Origin of the sequence: Roseitalea porphyridii (assembly GCF_004331955.1) — a bacterium.
Classification (GTDB): domain Bacteria; phylum Pseudomonadota; class Alphaproteobacteria; order Rhizobiales; family Rhizobiaceae; genus Roseitalea; species Roseitalea porphyridii.
In genome coordinates this window covers 2,044,431-2,062,110 of sequence record NZ_CP036532.1, presented here as the reverse complement: position 1 = coordinate 2,062,110, position 17,680 = coordinate 2,044,431, and the positions used below count along the sequence as shown (strand labels likewise).

At 65.6% G+C, this 17,680-nt stretch carries 12 protein-coding genes; 2 read left to right on the top strand and 10 right to left on the bottom strand.

The window, feature by feature from the left end:
• Positions 1–3: 3 nt before the first annotated feature.
• The 10 genes from lipB to E0E05_RS10005 all read right to left on the bottom strand — a co-directional run bounded on the left by lipB (position 4) and on the right by E0E05_RS10005 (position 13,474).
• A complete protein-coding gene (gene lipB, locus E0E05_RS10050; RefSeq protein WP_244598066.1) occupies positions 4–699 on the bottom strand; it encodes a lipoyl(octanoyl) transferase LipB in 696 nt (231 codons plus the stop codon).
• 117 nt (positions 700–816) lie between these two features.
• The gene (locus tag E0E05_RS10045) at positions 817–1,572 is read right to left on the bottom strand and encodes an IclR family transcriptional regulator domain-containing protein (protein ID WP_210215697.1); all 756 of its coding nucleotides are present in this window, start codon (positions 1,570–1,572) and stop codon (positions 817–819) included.
• Between the two features lie 235 nt (positions 1,573–1,807).
• Positions 1,808–2,932, bottom strand: coding sequence for an NADH:flavin oxidoreductase (locus E0E05_RS10040; protein ID WP_244597672.1), 1,125 nt, complete (start codon positions 2,930–2,932; stop codon positions 1,808–1,810).
• Positions 2,929–4,338: an amidohydrolase gene (locus E0E05_RS10035; RefSeq protein ID WP_131616586.1), complete on the bottom strand. Its 1,410-nt coding sequence runs from the start codon at positions 4,336–4,338 to the stop codon at positions 2,929–2,931. The genes E0E05_RS10040 and E0E05_RS10035 overlap by 4 nt, the downstream gene beginning before the upstream one ends.
• A gap of 25 nt (positions 4,339–4,363) precedes the next feature.
• Positions 4,364–5,182, bottom strand: a complete 819-nt coding sequence (locus E0E05_RS10030; RefSeq protein ID WP_131616585.1) for an ATP-binding cassette domain-containing protein — start codon at positions 5,180–5,182, stop codon at positions 4,364–4,366.
• Entirely contained in the window at positions 5,179–6,060 is an 882-nt protein-coding gene (locus tag E0E05_RS10025) for an ABC transporter ATP-binding protein (protein ID WP_131616584.1), read from the bottom strand. The genes E0E05_RS10030 and E0E05_RS10025 overlap by 4 nt, the downstream gene beginning before the upstream one ends.
• On the bottom strand, positions 6,057–6,959 hold the full coding sequence (locus tag E0E05_RS10020; protein WP_131616583.1) for an ABC transporter permease: 903 nt from the start codon (positions 6,957–6,959) through the stop codon (positions 6,057–6,059). Before E0E05_RS10020 ends, E0E05_RS10025 begins: the two co-directional genes overlap by 4 nt.
• Positions 6,956–7,966, bottom strand: coding sequence for an ABC transporter permease (locus E0E05_RS10015; protein ID WP_131616582.1), 1,011 nt, complete (start codon positions 7,964–7,966; stop codon positions 6,956–6,958). Before E0E05_RS10015 ends, E0E05_RS10020 begins: the two co-directional genes overlap by 4 nt.
• Before the next feature lie 17 nt (positions 7,967–7,983).
• Complete coding sequence (locus E0E05_RS10010) at positions 7,984–9,546, bottom strand: ABC transporter substrate-binding protein (protein WP_131616581.1); 1,563 nt, start codon at positions 9,544–9,546, stop codon at positions 7,984–7,986.
• A gap of 67 nt (positions 9,547–9,613) precedes the next feature.
• Complete coding sequence (locus tag E0E05_RS10005) at positions 9,614–13,474, bottom strand: hydantoinase B/oxoprolinase family protein (protein ID WP_244597670.1); 3,861 nt, start codon at positions 13,472–13,474, stop codon at positions 9,614–9,616.
• Positions 13,475–13,856: 382 nt separating this feature from the next.
• Here E0E05_RS10005 and E0E05_RS10000 point away from each other — a divergent pair, with 382 nt between their 5' ends.
• A complete protein-coding gene (locus tag E0E05_RS10000) occupies positions 13,857–15,875 on the top strand; it encodes a hydantoinase/oxoprolinase family protein (RefSeq protein ID WP_131616579.1) in 2,019 nt (672 codons plus the stop codon).
• A gap of 1 nt (position 15,876) precedes the next feature.
• Positions 15,877–17,592: a hydantoinase B/oxoprolinase family protein gene (locus E0E05_RS09995; RefSeq protein ID WP_131616578.1), complete on the top strand. Its 1,716-nt coding sequence runs from the start codon at positions 15,877–15,879 to the stop codon at positions 17,590–17,592.
• Positions 17,593–17,680: the final 88 nt, after the last annotated feature.

Genomic DNA, 17,680 nt, shown 5'->3' with positions numbered 1-17,680 from the left:
GGATCAGACGACCGGCCCGAAGACCGTCTCGAACTCGGCCTTCAGCGCGACATCGAGATCGGCCATCGTGACCGGCAGGCCGAGATCGACGAGGCTGGTCACGCCATGGTCCGACACGCCGCAGGGCACGATGCCCCCATAATGGCTCAGATCCGGCTCGACATTGATCGAAACGCCGTGGAACGAGACCCATTTGCGCAGGCGGATGCCGATCGCGGCGATCTTGTCCTCGGCGACGACGCCCGGCGCGGAGCCGGCCCGTTCGGGCCGCCGGACCCAGACGCCGACGCGATCCTCGCGCCGCTCGCCATGCACGTTGAACCGGTCGAGCGTGCCGATGATCCACGCCTCGAGCGCGGCGACGAAGGCGCGCACGTCCTGGCGTCGGCGCTTGAGGTCGACCATGACATAGGCCACGCGCTGGCCGGGCCCGTGATAGGTGTACTGGCCGCCGCGCCCTGTCTCGTAGACCGGGAACCGGTCCGGGTCCGTCAGGTCGGCGGGGTCGGCGCTGGTGCCGGCCGTATAGAGCGGGGGGTGTTCGACCAGCCAGACCAGTTCGTTCGCCGTGCCCGCCCTGATCGCCTCGGCGCGCGCCTGCATGGCCTCGAGCGCCTCTTCGTAATCGGTCAGCCCGTCGGCGATGCGCCATTCGACCGGCGGCGAGCCGGGCGCGGCGTGAAACAGGCCGGCGATCATGTCGCGTTCAGGCGGGGCGGTGGCGAGCGTTTCACTCATGAGCGCCAGATGGCGCAGCGCCGGCAAAGATGCAAGTGATCAGCCGTTGATGTCCTGCTCGCCCGAAGGGCGCCGCCTTCACCCGCGAAGGCTGTCGGTGATCCGCTGCGATGCCTCGCGCAGGGCGGTCAGCATCGGCCCGCGCATGGTTTCCTCATCGACCCTTCCGGACGGGCAACCGATGTTCAGCGCGGCGACGACGTCGCTGTCGAGGTTGCGGATCGGCACCGAGATCGACCGAAGGCCGATTTCAAGTTCATCCTCGACATAGGCGTAGCCCTGCTTGCGGGCCTGTTCGATTTCGTCGCGCAGCCGAACCTTGGAGGTGATGGTCGCCGGGGTGATGGCAGTGAGGGTGGTGTTCTCGAGATATTCGCGCAGATCCTGTTCGGAGAGTGCGGCCAGCAGGATGCGCCCGGTCGAGCCGGCATAGGCCGGCATGCGGTGGCCGACCCTGATGCCGACCGACACCATGCGGTTCGGCTGGGCCCTTGCCAGATAGATCACGGCATCATTGTCGAGGATCGCTGCATTGACCGACTCCTGAAGTTCTTCGGCCAGTTCGTCGATGATGGGCTTTGCGACATCCCAGATGTCCATCGAAACGAACACCGAAAAGCCCAGATCGAAGACCTTGGGCAGGAGGCTGAAATAGCGCCCCTCGACGCCTACATAGCCCTCCTTGACCAGCGTCAGCAGGAAGCGTCGTGCGGTCGCGCGGGTCAGACCCGTCTCCGCTGCGACCTCGCTGAGGGTAAGGCGGGGCTTGTGATGGGTGAAGACGCGAATGACGTCCAGCCCACGCGCGAAGGTGGAAAGATGATCCTGGCTCATGACCGGATGCTCCGGCCCGCATAGCGGCAGTCGCGGCATGTCGGTGCCGACTCGAACAGCGTTCCGGCAGGCCGGCCCTTGTCGAAGGCCCCGCACGCGCGTCCGTTCGGCGATCTGCGCGCAGGCCGCTTGCAAGTCGTTTGTCTCAACGCGGCAAGAATATCCATGCTGTCGCTACCCCTCATCGTCTCTTCGCCAAGGTCATGAACCCAAAGCCCGGACCAAGGCCGCCCCATCAATAATAGCTCTTCAGCACTTGCGGATCGAACGCCCTTAGTTGATCGAACTGACGGTGCCGGATTTTCTTCACCCATTCGGGGTCTGCGAGCAAGGCCCGGCCGACCGCGACGAGATCGAAGTCGCCGCGATCGAAACGGCGCATCAGTTCGTCGAGACCGCGCGGCTCGGAGCGCTCGCCATTGACGCCGGCGATGAACTCCCCCGAAAGGCCGACCGAACCGACGGTGATCGTCGGTAGGCCGGAGACCTTCTTGGCCCAGCCGGCGAGGTTGAGATCGGACTGGTCGAATGCGGCCTCCCAAAATCGCCTCTGCGAACAATGGAAGATGTCGACCCCGGCCTCGGCCAGTGGTTCCAGCCACTCGGCCATCTCCTGCGGGGTTTGCGCGACGCGCGCGTCGTAGTCGACGCCCTTCCACTGCGACAGGCGGAAGATCAGCGGCATGCCCTCGGGCATGACCCGCCGCACGGCCGCCACGACCTCGGCTCCGAAGCGGGCGCGCTCGCGCACCGTCGCGCCGCCCCAGCGGTCGGACCTGAGGTTGGATACGTGCCAGAAGAAGTCATCGATCAGATAGCCATGCGCGCCGTGAATCTCGACCGCATCGAACCCCAGCCTGACGGCTTCGTTCGCGGCCGCGCCGAACGCGGCGATCGTGTCGGCAATGGCGTTTTCGTCCATCGGCGGAAGCCGGGGGCTGTCGAAGTCGACGAGGCCCGACGCGGTGTCGACCGGCCCGGGCGGGGTCCATTCCACCCGGTGATCGCGGCGCGGTCCGACATGCCAGATTTGCGGGGCGATCCGGCCGCCTGCGGCATGGACGGCGTCGGCCACTTCTTGCCAGGCCGCAAGCGCCTCGGTTCCGTGGAAGTGCGGCACGTTCGGGTCGTTCTTGGAGGACGGCCTGTCGATGACCGTGCCCTCGGTCAGGATGAGCCCGACCTCGGATTGGGCACGGCGGCGATAATAGTCGACGACTTCCTGGGTCGGCACGCCGCGCGGGGAGCGTGATCGCGTCATCGGCGCCATCACGAAGCGATTCTTCACGGTCAGGTCGCGCACGCCGAACGGTTTGAAGAGGGGCGCCACGTCGGCGCTCGTGGTGGTCATGATCGTCATGCGGGCACCTGTGGTTGGAGGCCCTCGGGCAGGGGAGACTTGTAGGGCGCTTTGGCGAGGCGTTCGCTCAGGTCGCGCTTGGCCGTCTCGATCAGATCGTCGTCAGCGAACAGATCGAGCGCAGTGCCGGCAAGCGCTTTGGCGACGTGCACCATGCCCTTGTGCGCGGCCGGTGACTTGCCCTGGGCGGTCAATTGCCAGCTATGGCCCGGCGTACCGATCGCATAGGTGGCCGATCCTGCCTGGGCGAAGGGAACGACCCAGCTCACATCGCCCAGATCGGTCGAGCCCAGCATCGGGACGCCGCGCGTTTCGAGCGGAACGATCGTATCGCACAACGGCGCGTCCGAGCGTGGCACGCCGGCGGCCAGATGTGCCGCCTCGATATCGTCGGCGGTCATGGTGGCCTGCATGCGGCGGGCGAAGTCGCGGTCCTCGTCGTCGAAGGGCGTGGGGCCGAGTTCCATCATGTTCCTGTGCAGCAGGGCATAAAGGGGCGAATTGTCGAGCACTTCGGACATTGCGGTGACGACGTTGCACTCGACACTGGTGCCAGTCATGGTGGCGGCGCCCTCGGCGACGGCCTTCACGCGCTCGACCAGCGCCTGCATGTCCGGGGTCGTGAGCGCCCGGATCGAATAGCGCACGCGGGCCTGCGCCTGCACCACGTTGGGCGCCATCCCACCGCTGTCGAGCAGGGCATAGTGGATGCGACAATCCTGCGGTACGTGCTCGCGCAGATAGTTGACGCCGACGCTCATCAGTTCGACCGCGTCGAGCGCGCTGCGGCCAAGATGCGGCGAGACCGCCGCATGCGCCGCGCGTCCCGTGAAGTGAAAATCCATCATGGTCACGGCCAGGGTCAGCGGCGGAATGATCCCGCTGAACGCCGTCGGATGCCAGGACAGCGCGATGTCGACGTCATCGAAAACGCCATCGCGGGTCATGAAGGTCTTGGCCGCGCCGCCTTCCTCGGCCGGGCAGCCGTAGTAGCGAATGCGGCCGGGCAGGTTGTTGGCGGCGAGGAAATCCTTGACCGCGGACGCGGCCAGAAGTGCGCCGGCGCCGAGCAGGTTGTGCCCGCAGCCATGACCGTTGCCGCCCGGTTCGACCGGTTTCTGTTCGTCCAGGCCCGCGACCTGGCTGAGGCCGGGCAGCGCGTCAAACTCGCCGAGGATCGCGATGACCGGGCCGCCTTCGCCGGCCTCTCCCATGACGGCGGTCTCGATCCCCGCCAGTCGGTCGACGATCCTGAAGCCCTCCGCCTCCAGCATCTGCCGATGCATGCCGACGCAGGCATGTTCCCGGTACTGGAGTTCGGGATTGTCCCAGACCCGGTCGCTCAGCTCGATGAAGGCGGGCTTCTTCTGATCGACGATGTCCCATACGGGCTTCTCGTTCGGCACTCATCTTCTCCAATGGTTTGCGGTGTCAGGTTCGGTAGGGCGACTTGTCGGGATCAATGTCCGGCATGGCGCCGATCAGCGTGCGGGCATAGTCGCTTTGCGGGGTCGTGAAGAGCTGCTCGATGGGCGCGCTCTCGATCAGCCTGCCCTTGCGGACGAGAATGGCTGACTCGCACAGGTAACGGACTACGGCGAGGTCGTGGCTGATGAAAAGATAGGTCAGGCCGAGTTCGTCCTGCAGCCCGATGAGCAGTTCGAGCACCTGGGCCTGAACTGAAACGTCGAGCGCCGAGGTCGGCTCGTCGAGCACGATCAGTTCGGGCTTGCACGCCAGCGCACGCGCGATGCCGATGCGCTGGCGCTGGCCGCCTGAGAATTCGTGCGGATAGCGGTGCATGTGGTCTTCCTGCATCTGCACGAGCGTCAGCAGCTCGGCGACCCGGTCGGTGATCGCCCTGCGGCTGATCCCCATCGTGTCGCGGTGGACCTCCATGGGTTCGGCAATCAGGTCATGCACCGACATACGCGGGTTGAGCGACGCGTACGGATCCTGGAAGACGACCTGAATGCGCGCGCGGATGGCGCGAAGCTCGCGCCGCGACAGGGTCGCAAGGTCGACGCCGTCAAAGACGATCCGGCCGGCGTCGGGCTGTTCGAGGCCCAGGATGATGCGCGAGAGCGTGGACTTGCCTGAGCCGGACTCTCCGACGATGCCGACGGTCTCGCCGCGCCGAACCTCGAAGCTGACATCGTCGAGCGCGGTGATCGTCTCGCCGCCGCGACCGAAATAGTCGCCCGGCACGGAGTAGCTCTTGGTCAGATTCTGCACCTGGAGCACGGTCATGATGGAACACTCCCAGCAAGGACCTTGCGGCGCTCGGGCCGGGGCGTGTCCTTCGTCATCACCGCCCCGAGCAGTTCGCGCGTGTAGCCGTGTTGCGGGTTCTTGAGCACGGAATGGACATCGCCGCTCTCGACGATCCGTCCGGTGTTCATCACCGAGACATCGGTGCAGATCTGCGCAACCACGCCGATATTGTGGGTGATGAACATGATCGTCAGGTCGCGGTCGCGGACGAACGAGCTCATCAGTTCCAGAACCTGCGCCTGAACGGAGACGTCGAGCGCGGTGGTCGGTTCGTCAGCGATCAGAAGCCGCGGCTGCCCGATCAGCGCCATGGCGATCAGGACGCGCTGGCGCATGCCTCCCGAATAGGTGTGCGGATAGGCGTCGATCCGGCTGTCCGGCTCCGGAATGCCGACCAGACCAAGCAGTTCGACGCAGCGCCGCCGCGCCGCGCGTCTTCTTTCGGCTCTTGAAGCGCGCGCCGATACGCCGATCAGGCCGGGGTCGGTCCGGGCGACGTTCAGCGCGATGTCGATCATCTGCGTGCTGATGCGGAACGCCGGGTTGAGGTTGGTGGTGGGGTCCTGGAAGATCATGCCGATCTGGCGGCCGCGCAGCCGCCGCATCTCCTCTTCGGAGGCGCGCATCAGGTCCTGACCATCGAAACGGATCGTGCCGCCCAGATACCGGCCCGGCGGGGTCGGCACCAGGCGGGAGACGGAAAGGCCGGTCAGCGACTTGCCCGAGCCGGTCTCGCCGACGATCCCGGAAATGGCGTTCTTCTCCACATCGAGGCCGACACCGTCGAGCACCAGGTTCTCGCCCTCGAAGCTGCGCATGGTCAGGCGCAGGTCCTTGATCTGCAGAAGGCTCATCGGCGCGCCCTCGGATCGAACACGTCGCGCAGGCCGTCGCCGAGGAAGTTGAAGCTCAGCACCGACAGGAAGATGGCGAAGCCGGGAAAGATGGCGGTCCACCAGTAGTGCGGGAGATTGGTGCGCGACACCGACAGCATCACGCCCCACTCGGGCGTCGGCGGCCGGACGCCGATGCCGATGAAGCCGAGCGAGGCCACCGCGATGATGGCAAAGCCGACATCGAGCGACATCTTCACGATCACCGGCGAAGTGATGTTCGGCAGGATATGGCGTGTGAGGATGCGCATGTTGCCAGCGCCCTGCGCCCGAGCCGCGGTGACGTAGAGTTCGGCGTTGGTGGAAAGAACTTCGCCGCGCGCCATGCGGGCGAAGCCGGGCCACCATGCCAGGGCAAGCGCCAGGATCATGTTGGGGATGCTCGGCCCGAGCCCGGCGGCGATCGCCATGGCGAGGATCAGTCCGGGAAGCGTCAGGATGAGATCCGTGAAGCGCATCAGGATTTCGTCGAGCCAGGAGCCGAAATAGCCTGCGATCACGCCGATCACCGTGCCGATCAGCGTGGCGAGGATGATCACGGCGATACCGCTCAGCAGCGACACCTGGGCGCCGGCGAGGACCAGCGAGAACACGTCCTGGCCGACTTCGTTGGTGCCGAACCAGAACTCGGCCGAGGGCGGCTGGAAACGGTCGGCCACGTTGATCTCCCCCGCCAGATGTTCGGGGTAGGGGGCAAGCTGCGGCCCGAACGCGGCGATGAACAGCAGGCACACGACCCCGATCAGCCCGGCCACGGACAGCGGATTCTGCCGGAACCGATAGAAGCCGCGGGCCCAGTTGGTGCGCCGCGAGGAGCGCTTGGGGGCGGTGTCGACAGAGGTTTCAGCGGCTTGCGTCATTTCCTGTGGCTGACCCTTGGATTGAGCACGCCGTACAGCATGTCGACGATCAGGTTGGCGAAGATGAAGATCACGCCGATCGCCAATGTGACCGCCAGTACGGGATTGAAGTCTTGGTTGAGGATTGCGTTGGTCGCGTAAAGGCCGATGCCCGGCCAGTCGAACACCTTTTCGACGAGCACGGTGCTGCCCAAGAGCCATCCCACATAAAGGCCGATCAGTGTCAGCGTCGCCGACGCCGCGTTCTTGGAGACGTATTTGAACAGGATCAGCGAGGAAGGCAGGCCGAGCGCGCGTTCGGTCTGGACATAATCCTTCTGCAGCACCTCGATGGTCGAAGCGCGCATGATCCGCGAAATCGTCGCGATCGGCGCGAGCGCCATCGTCACGGCCGGCAGGATGAGATGCAGCAACGAATACCGGAATGCGGTGAAGTCGCCGGCGATCAGGCTGTCGATCGTATAAAGGCCGGTGACGCCGGGTGGCGGGGTCACCGTGAACGGCAGGCGCCCACTGAGCGGCAGCCATGACAGCATCATGCCAAAGACGAGCTGCAGCACCAGCCCCAGAAAGAAGGGCGGCATGGACATGGCCGAAACCGAGCCGGCGGCGATCGCCACATCGGTCTTGCCATTGCGCTTGACGCCGGCGATCAGACCGAGCGGAATGCCGATGACGATTGCTAGCAGCAGCGCGAAGAAGACCAGTTCCAGCGTCGCCGGCAGATAGTTCGCCAGATCGCCGGCCACCGGCCGTCGCGTCATCAGCGATCGTCCGAAGTCGCCCTCCAGCACGCCGGTGACGTAGTTCCAGTACTGAATCGGAAGCGGCTGATCGAGGCCGTATTCGGCCGCGATCGCCTGGCGTTCTTCCTGACTGGCATAGGGCCCTGCGGCGAGCCCCACCGGATCACCCGGCAGGACCCGCCCGATCAGGAACACGAGCAATGACAGCCCGATCAGTAACGGCACCATCAGTGCGATACGGAAAAGGGCGTATCGAAGCATTGTCGCTCAGCTCGCGGTCAGTCGGTCAGGGACAGCGGGAAGAAGTCCACCGCCTGCACGATGATGGGGGTGAAGACGAAGCCTTCCACGTTGTCGCGAAGGCCGACCTTGGACCGCTCGACCACGCCGAAGATGTCGGGTGCGTCGTCGACGATCCTGCCCTGCAGTTCCTCGTAGAGTTCGAGCCGGCGTTCGGTATCGGGCTCGAAACGGGCCTGCTCGATCAGCGAGTCCACCTCGGGGTTGTTGTAGACCGGGTTCTGCCAGCCGCCGTTGCGGCTCGAGTGATAGCCGGCAAACGCGATCACGTCGGGGTCGGCATAACCCATCGCCAGATAGACGGTGAAGATGTCCGGGAAGCTCTCGGGGCTTTCGGCCATCCGCAGCATGTCGGGCCAAGTCGCGGGGATGATGTTGAGGTCGATGTTGATGTCGCGCAGGCTGTCGAGCAGCACCAGCAGCCACAGGCGAACCTGTTCGAGGCCGGTCACATAGACCGCGTCGAGCGTGATGCCGCCGTCCGGATAGGCGCTCTTGGCCAGATATTCGCGCGCCTTTTCGAGGTCGCGGCGCGGCACTTCCAGATCGCTGTCGTGTCCGAACAGGTTCGAGGGCAGCGGGCCCTGCATCAGGTCGGCATAGCCGGCGACGCGCAGCATCTCGTCATAATCGAAGGCGTAAGAGATCGCCTTGCGCAGATTCACGTCCGCGGTCGGGCCGACCTCGGTGTTCATCTTCATGGAGAAGGTCCGGTCACCGGGCTCGATGACGGTCTTGACGCCCCGCATGCCTTCGAGCGCCTTCATGTCGTCGCTCGTCAGGTCGACGGCCATATGGATCTCGCCGCGCTGGAGCATCAGCCGCTGGTTGGTGTTCTCGCGTACATAACGCCAGACAATGGTGTCAGCGTTGCCGCCGCCCTCACGCCAGCCGTCCGGGTCGCGGTTGAACACGATGACGCTCTCGGGCTCGTAGCGACCGACGGTGAACGGTCCGGAACCGGCCGTGTTGTTGAGCAGATAGGTCTGGCCCATATCGTCGCCGGCGTTGGCCTCGATGATTGCCGGGTTGACGATCGAAATCCACGGCAGGACCTGCAGGAAGGCCGCGAACGGCTCCATCAGGGTGAAGACGACCGTGTGATCGTCGACCACTTCGATCGTGTCGGGCCCGACGACGCCCTCGATCATCCAGTTGTTGCCGCGTCCGATCGCCTGGATGCGGTCGAAGGAGTATTTCACCGCCTCGGCCGTGATCGGGCTTCCGTCGTGGAAGTGCGCTTCGGGGTTGAGGTTGAAGGTGTAGACGAGACCGTCCTCGGAAATCGTCCAGTCGGTCGCCACGCGCGGCACGATCTGCGGCGGCGCGCCAACGGCATCGACGAGTGAATCGTAGAGGTTCCGCATCAGCACCGAGGTCGGATAGTCCTGACCGGCGTGTGGGTCGAAATGGGTCTGCGCGCCTTGGTTGCCGATCACCAGGGTCTTGCCCTGCTGGGCCATGGCCACTCCGGGCAGCGCGGCGGCGGCCGTTGCGGCCATGGTGCCGACCATCAGTTGGCGTCTGTCGAGTTTCAGCATGAGATTCTCCTCCACGATTGCTGAGCGAGAGCCCTTACGGGGCGGTATGGATGATGTGCGGGACCGGTCATCGAGATGCCGCCTCCGCCGTCCGGCTTTCCGCACCGGGTTCGGCGCGGTAGCCATAGTCGCGTTCGGCGCCTTCGGTGGTGACGAGCCCTGCTTCCAGATCGGCTTCGATCATCTCGGGGCTCCGCTCGGACGGATCACCATATCCGGCGCCGCCCGCCACGACGACGTGGAAGATCTCCTCGTCGGTTTCGATTTCGACCAGCGCGCCCGTTTCGCAATCGCGCAGCACGGCGCCGTCCAGTGAATGGATCCGGGCCGACGCCGGAATGCAGGCGCCGCCGCCGAACAGGCCGCCGGCGGGGTTGGTCACGCCTTCGGGATAAAGCGTGCTCAGCATGGGGCCGCCGGAGCCGTCGAGGCGCCGGAAGCGCATGCGCTGGCCGAGACCGCCCCGGTGACGTCCCGGTCCGCCTGAATCGGCGATGAAAGACTTCTCCAGAACCAGGATCGGCACCCGTGATTCAAACAGTTCGATCGACGTGTTCGATGCCGAGGTCGGCCAGAGAAGGCCGCTCTTGCCGTCACCCCTGGCCGAGGCGCCTTGTCCGCCGCCGGCGAACAGGACGTCGGCATAGGTGCCGCCGTCGGCCGTGTCGCCATAGATGTTGGAGGTGAAGGGCAGGCCGGTCGGCGCGAGCACGCGATCAGGCGCGGCCGGAGCGAGCGCCGAGAAGATCGCCGGGGCGATATACCAGCCGGTGCGCGTTCTGAGATTGACCGAGGCGGGATAGCGCGCGTTCAGAATCGAGCCTTCCGGCGCATCGATGGAGATCGGCCGGTAGCAGCCGGCGTTGGACCGTACCTCCGGTGTGAGCATGCACTTGATCGGATAGGCTCCGTGCGCCGCCGTGTAGCTGAGCGTGCAGTTGATGCCGCCCTTGGCAAGCTGCGGCGGCGCGCCTTCGAAGTCGACGCGGATTTCGTCGCCGGCCACTTCCAGCGTGACCGGGAGGCGCATCGGCGTTCCGAACGGGTTGTTCCACGATTCCGACCGGTAGACGCCGTCGGGCAGGGCCGCAATGGCGCTGCGCATGGCCGTCTCGGACTTGTGCTGGATCAGCCTTGCGAGCGGGCCGATATCGTCAAGGCCGTAATCTGCCATGAAGCTGGCAAGCCGTTGCGCGCCGATCTCGTTGGCGGCGACGAGGGCGGCCAGATCGCCGAGCACCTGATCGGCCGTGCGGACGTTCTTCTCCAGGAGGCTGAACAGCGTGCGGTTGGGGCGGCCCGCTTCGTACAGCTTCATCGGCGGTATCTGGAAGCCTTCCTCGTAGACCTCGCGGGCCGAAAGCCAGTCGCGCGTGCCGCCAATGTCGTTGACGTTGCCGACCGTGCCCGAAAGCGCGACGACCCGCCCCTTGTGGAAGATCGGCGTGACGACGGCGATATCGAACAGATGGCCGGCGCACAGCCAGGGATCGTTCGTGATCAGAACGTCGCCGGGCTGAAGCGTTTCGATGGGGTAGGCCTTCAGAAGCGCCTTGACCGCGCGCGGGAGCGTCAGGTTGAATACCGGCATTGCGCGCGGCGAATGGGCGAGCGTATCGCCATTGAGGTCGAGCAGATCGCAAGCGAAGTCCTGCGCCTCGGAGATCACCAGCGAGAAGGCCGTCCGGCAGACGGTGTGCCACATCTCCTCGGTCACCGAGACGAGGCGGCTCCACATGATCTCCAGCGTCACCGGATCGGACTCCAGACGCGCGATGATCGCTTCCTCGCCGGGATCATCACCGAGACCGAGGTCCTTGCTGGTGTCGACGGAGACCTCGATCCGCAGACTCAGATCCTGGTCGATGCCGACGGTGCAGCCAGGCGGCACGATGGTCGTCGATTCGGTTTCCTCAATGATCGCCGGTCCGGATATCGTGTCGCCGGGGACGAGCGCGTAGCGATCGAAGACGGTCGTCTCCACATAGCCGTCGCCGAACCAGGCCCGGCGCGTGCCCTTGCGGGCCTCGCCCGTCTCCCGGTCGACATGGGGGCGTGCTTCGAGATCGGGCACGCGGGCCGAACAGCGCACGCGCAGATTGGTGATCTCGGGACGAACGCCTTCAGGCATCGCCGAAAACTGGCGCGTGTAGTCCGCCTCGAAACGCGCAACGAGTTCGGACAGCATCGCCGGGCCAAGCGGGCCGGCCGGCAGTTCGACCGTCACCTCGTGCATCTGTCCGATCAGGCGCATGTCGGCAAACCGCGTTGCCGTGATCTCGCCGGACGGTACGCCGAGCGCTGCGACCTGCTCGGCACTTGCAGCCTGGAGATCGCGCAGGATCGCGTTGGCCTCGGCGAAGTCGGTCGCCGGGCGCACCTCCACCCTCAGCGAGCGAACGGTCTCGAAGCTCGGCGCAGCGGCGAGAAAGCCAAGTGCCGAGGCCGCGCCCGATGCCGGCGGCACGATAACCTCGCGTACGCCGAGCACGCGGGCAACGTCGACCGCGTGGGCGGGACCGGCGCCGCCGAAGGCGATCATCGCGAAGCTGCGCGGGTCCTTGCCCTTCTCGACGATGTGAACGCGCGCCGCAGCGGCCATGTTCTCGACGACCAGATCGTGGATGCCGGCCGCCGCTTCCTCGACGCTCAGGCCGAGCGCGTCTGCCAGACCCTGCATGGCGCGCCGGGCGGCGTCGATGTCGATCGGCATCCGGCCGCCCAGGAAGAAGGTCGGATCGTAGTAGCCAAGCAGCAGGTTGGCGTCAGTGACCGTGGGTTCGGTGCCGCCCTTGCCGTAGCAGGCTGGACCCGGAACCGAACCGGCCGAGCGCGGCCCGACCTTCAGCAGGCCGACCCGATCGACCTCGGCGATCGAGCCGCCGCCGGCCCCGATCTCGATGAGATCGATGACGGGCGTGCGGATCGGCAGGCCCGACCCCTTGGTGAAGCGGTTGACGCGGGCCGCCTCGAGTTCGGTCGCGATGGCAACTTCGCCATTCTCGATCAGGCAGGCCTTGGCGGTGGTGCCGCCCATGTCGAACGAGATGAGATCGCCCCGGTCGCATTTGCCGCCGAACATGGCCGAGGCAAGACCTCCGCCGGCGGGACCGGATTCGAGCAGCCGGACCGGATTGGACCGTGCCGCCTCGGCGGTCATCAGTCCACCGGCCGAATGCATCATGCGCAGTTCGCCGCGAAAGCCGCGCGCGCGCAACTCGCGATCGAGCGAGACGAGATGGCGGTCGATCAGCGGCATCACATATGCATTGGCGCATGTGGTGACCATCCGCTGGTATTCCCACATCTCCGCAACGACCTCGCTGGAGAGCGATACGAACAGTTCGGGGAACTCGGCCCGCGCGATCTCACCCACGCGCCGCTCATGATCGGGATTGCGGTAGGAATGCAGGAAGCAGACGGCGACGGCCTCGACACCGGCCGCGCGTAGACGGCCCAGTTGCGCGCGGATCTGGTCGTCGCCGGCGGGAACCACGACGTTGCCGTCGCGATCGAGCCGTTCGTCGATCTCGAGTCGGAACTGCCGGGGAACGATCGGTTCGGGGAAGGTCAGGAACAGATCGTAGATGTCGTAGCGCTGTTCGCGCCCGGCCTCGATCGTGTCGCGGAAGCCGGCCGTCGTGAGCAGGCCGAGATGGGCGCCCTTGCGCTCGACCAGGGCATTGGTCACCAGCGTCGTGCCGTGCAGGATCTCGTCGACATCGGCGAATTCGAGGTTCGCCTTTCGCAGCAGTTCCGTGAGGCCTTCGAGCGCTGCGTCGGACGGGTTGGGATAGGAGGTCAGGTTCTTGTGCAGGCGCACCGTGCCTGCATCGGCGCCGTCGAGCACGAAGTCGGTGAAGGTGCCGCCAATGTCGAATCCGATCCGGACGGCGCCGGTCTTTTCGAGCCTCATTTCCGTGTCCAAACCCCGTTCCGCCCGCCGATATTGCGTTCACATGATGAAAGTCTGTTCGCTAGACAAACACCCAATGCACGAATTTGCAAGCCCCGTTTCCGTCGGTGGAATCTGCGCCGGCGCAGGCGGCTTCACGCGATTGCAAGCCGACCTCCGTGTCAAAGATCGCCTTTTTGCAAGTAGTTAGACAGATTGCGAGGTCAGGCAGGGTGCCGCTCAGTCGCCTTCCGTATACTAGAATGAGAGAGCAAATGTGTCATTATACGAACTTTGATATCTCATACGAACAATTCCTTGACACGCTATCCGGCCACTCACATAAACACGCACCGAACGCAGCCTGTCGGTGCCGGGGGCCCGGCAGGCGCTGCGCGCAAACGGAGTTCTGGCAATGGCAACACGTATCGGGGTCGATATCGGTGGGACGTTCACCGACCTGGTGTTCTTCGATGAACAGACCGGCGAAACCAGGGAGGGCAAGGTTCCGACCGTACCCGAGGCGCCGGAAGAGGGCGTGATCAGGGCGATTCGCGAATTCGTGCCAAGCAAGGTGATCGCAAGCGCGGCGTATTTCCTGCACGGCACCACGGTCGGACTGAACGCGCTGCTCGAACGCCGGGGCGCCAAGGTCGGCATGATCTGCACGAAGGGATTCCGCGACGTCCTCGAGATTCGACGTGGCGATCGGGCCGAGATGTACAATTTGTTCTGGGAGCAGCCAGCTCCGCTGGTGCCGCGTCATCTGCGGCGCGAGGTCGAGGGGCGGATCCTTTTCGACGGGTCCGAGCACAAGCCGCTCGACGCGGGTGCGGTCGCCGTCCACGTGGAAGCGTTCCAGGCCGAGGGCGTCGACAGCATCGCGGTCTGCTTCATGAACGCCTATGCGAATCCGGCCCACGAGCTTCGGATGGCCGAACTGCTGCGGGAGCATGGCTGGACCGGCGACATTTCGCTCTCGCACAAGGTTTCGCGCGAATATCGCGAGTATGAGCGCTTCTCGACGACGGCGATCGATGCCTTCGTGCGCCGACGCATGTCGAGTTATCTGCAGCGCCTCGAGGCCGGCCTTGCCGAGCTTGGCTTCAAGGGGCGGTGCCTGATCACGCGATCCGGGTCGGGCTCGATGACCTTCGCCGAGGCCGGCGACCGGCCCTTCGAGACGATCATGTCGGGGCCGGTCGGCGGAGCCCAGGGCGGCAGCGAGATCGCCGAATCGCTTCAGATCCGGTCGCTGATCACCGCCGATGTCGGTGGCACCAGCTTCGATACGGCGCTGATCATGGATGGAGCCGCCAAGGTCCTGTTCGAGGGCGAGGTGGCCGGCATGCCGGTGCAGACGCCTTGGGTCGACGTGCGCTCGATCGGCTCGGGGGGCGGTTCGATCGCCTACAGGGACATTGGCGGCCTGCTGCGGGTCGGCCCGCGCAGTGCCGGCGCCGTACCTGGGCCAGCCTGTTACGGCAAGGGCGGCACCGAGCCGGCGACCACCGACGCGGCCGCCTATCTTGGCATGCTCGGCCCGGGCAAGCTCGCCTCCGGCATCCGGCTCGATTTCGACGCGGCCGAAAGAGCGATCGGCAATGTCGCCGAGCAGATCGGCCAGGACGTGCTGGCAACGGCGGTCGGCATCATGCGGATCGCCACATCGAGCATGGCCAATGCGATGCGCGAGATCACTGTCGAACAGGGGCTTGATCCCAGAACCATGACCCTGCTGCCGTTCGGCGGCGCCGGGCCGATGTTCGCGATCCTGTTGGCCGACGAGTTGCAGATCCGGTCGATCGTGGTGCCGCCGCTGGCGGGCAACTTCTCGGCCTGGGGGCTACTTGGCGCCGACATGGTGCAGACGGCTGCGCAGACCCGCATCATGCCGCTCGGCGAGGACAGCATCGAACAGATCAACGATGTTCTCGGGGAACTGTTCGAGGAACTGGACCGGCGCGGCGAGATTTCCGATCCCTCGCTGGTTAGCGAGGCCAGCCTTGACCTGCGCTATGTCGGCCAGGAACACGGGCCGACCATCCAGATCCCGTTGCGCGACCGGAGACTGGCCGTTTCGGCCGCCGATATCCGGACCCTGTTCGAGCAAGACTATCTGCGCACCTTCGGGAGCACGATGGAATTCCCGGTGGAGATCGTCGCCGCCCGCGCCACCAACCGGATTCCGCTGCCGCGACGCGAACACGCCGCGCCTGCCGTGCAGCCGCAACCGAAAGCGACGTGGCAGGCCTATTCGTTCAAGCGTCGGGACTTCATGGAGTTCGACGTGGTCGACCGCACCTCCATTCGCCAGCCCATCGACGGGCCGGTCATCATCACCGAAAGCACGGCGACGCTTTATGTCGATGAAGGCTGGCACGTCCGCACGGGCGACAAGGGCGAACTGGTCATCTCGCAAGGGCAGGATTGATATGAAAACGCAGGACAAGGTCATCCACGAAGCCGCGCAGGGCATCGGCAAGCAGACCGACGCCGATCCGATCACCACCGAGGTGGTGCGGCATGCGCTGAACTCTGCGGCGAACCAGATGAAGCAGGCGCTGATGCGCACCGCATTCTCGCCGGTCATCTACGAGGTGCTCGATTTCGCGGTGGCGATCTACGACAAGGACATCCGGCTTCTTGCACAGGCTCCGAGCCTGCCGATGTTCATGGGCACGCTGGACTTCTGCATCCGCGAGGCCGTCGACAATGTCGGCGGCGTCGAGGCACTCGAACCGGGCGACGTGCTTCTCTACAACTGGCCTTACGGCACCGGCTCGCATCCGCAGGACGTGGCGATGGTCATGCCGGTGTTCGACGAGTCGGTCGGCTTGATCGGCTACACCGCGATCAAGGGCCACTGGCTCGATATCGGCGCCAAGGACGTCTACTGCACCGACACGGTCGACGTCTATCAGGAGGGCACGGTCTTCCCGGGCGTCAAGCTCTGCGCGCGCGGCGAGATCGTCCGCGACATCTACCGACTCGTTCTGGCCAATTCGCGCATCCCGAAAATGGTGGAAGGCGACATGAACGCCACCATCGTCGCCGTGCGAGCCGGGGGTATCGCCCTCAAGCAGGTCTTCGAGCGTTTCGGACCTGACGTGTTCTGGCCGTGCGTCGAGGAGATGTACAATCACGGTGAGCGGGTCGTGCGCAAATATTTCGAGTCGATCCCCGACGGCACCTATACGGGCCAGGGCGTGCTCGACAACAACGGCGTCGATGACGACGAAATCCCGTTCGAGGTCACGCTGACCGTCAACGGATCGGAGGTCACGCTCGACTATTCGAACGCGCCGCCGGCGCAGGGCGGGCCGATCAACTGCCCGGTCCCCTCGACGCTCTCGGCGAGCCGTGTCGCGATTTCGATGCTCGCCGGCTTCGGCGAGCCGCCGAACGAGGGCATGTTCAGGGCGCTCAGGGTGATCACGCGGCCGGGCACGCTGTTCCATCCGTTGCCGCCGTCGCCGTGCTACCTTTACGGCTGGCCGGCCCTGCAGGCGATCGAGGTCATCTACAATGCCGTCGCCAAGGCGGTGCCGTCCGCCGTGCCCGCGTCGAGCGGCGGCTGTATTCTGGGCATTTCCTATTCAGGCTGGCGCGAAGGGACGGGCGAGCCCTGGGCCGACGGGGCACCGCATCCGGTCGGGCAGGGTGCGTGGGACGGCGGCGATGGCGGTACGATGCTGCACATCTCGGAATCGGCAACGCGGTTCACGCCGCTCGAGGTGTGGGAGCAGCGCGACCCCTGGATCACCGAACGCATGGAACTGGCGCAGGATTCAAGCGGGCCGGGCCGGTATCGCGGCGGTCCGGGCATCGACTTCGCCTTCCGCTTCACCGAGAAGATCAACATGACCTCGGCCATCGAGCGCTCGCGGCACGCCCCTTGGGGTCTGGCCGGCGGTGGCGAAGCGCGCGCGAACGGCGCGTCGCTCGAATACCCCGACGGACGCAAGGTCGACTTCTCCAAGGTAACCCGGCTTCCCATTCCGGCCGGCTCGCTGTTCACGCTGCGCACCGGGGGCGGAGGTGGCTACGGGCCGGCGGCCGAACGCGACGTCGAGCGCGTGAAGGCCGATCTGCGCGACGGCTATATCTCCGAGGAGTATGCCCGCGAGCACTATCCGCATGCGTTCTGAGGCGCAGCTTGAATGAGGGCCGGGGGCGGGTCGTCCCCGAGCCCGGTCGGGAGAGAGCGGAAAGGCGGGCCCCATGGCCCTGCCGGCA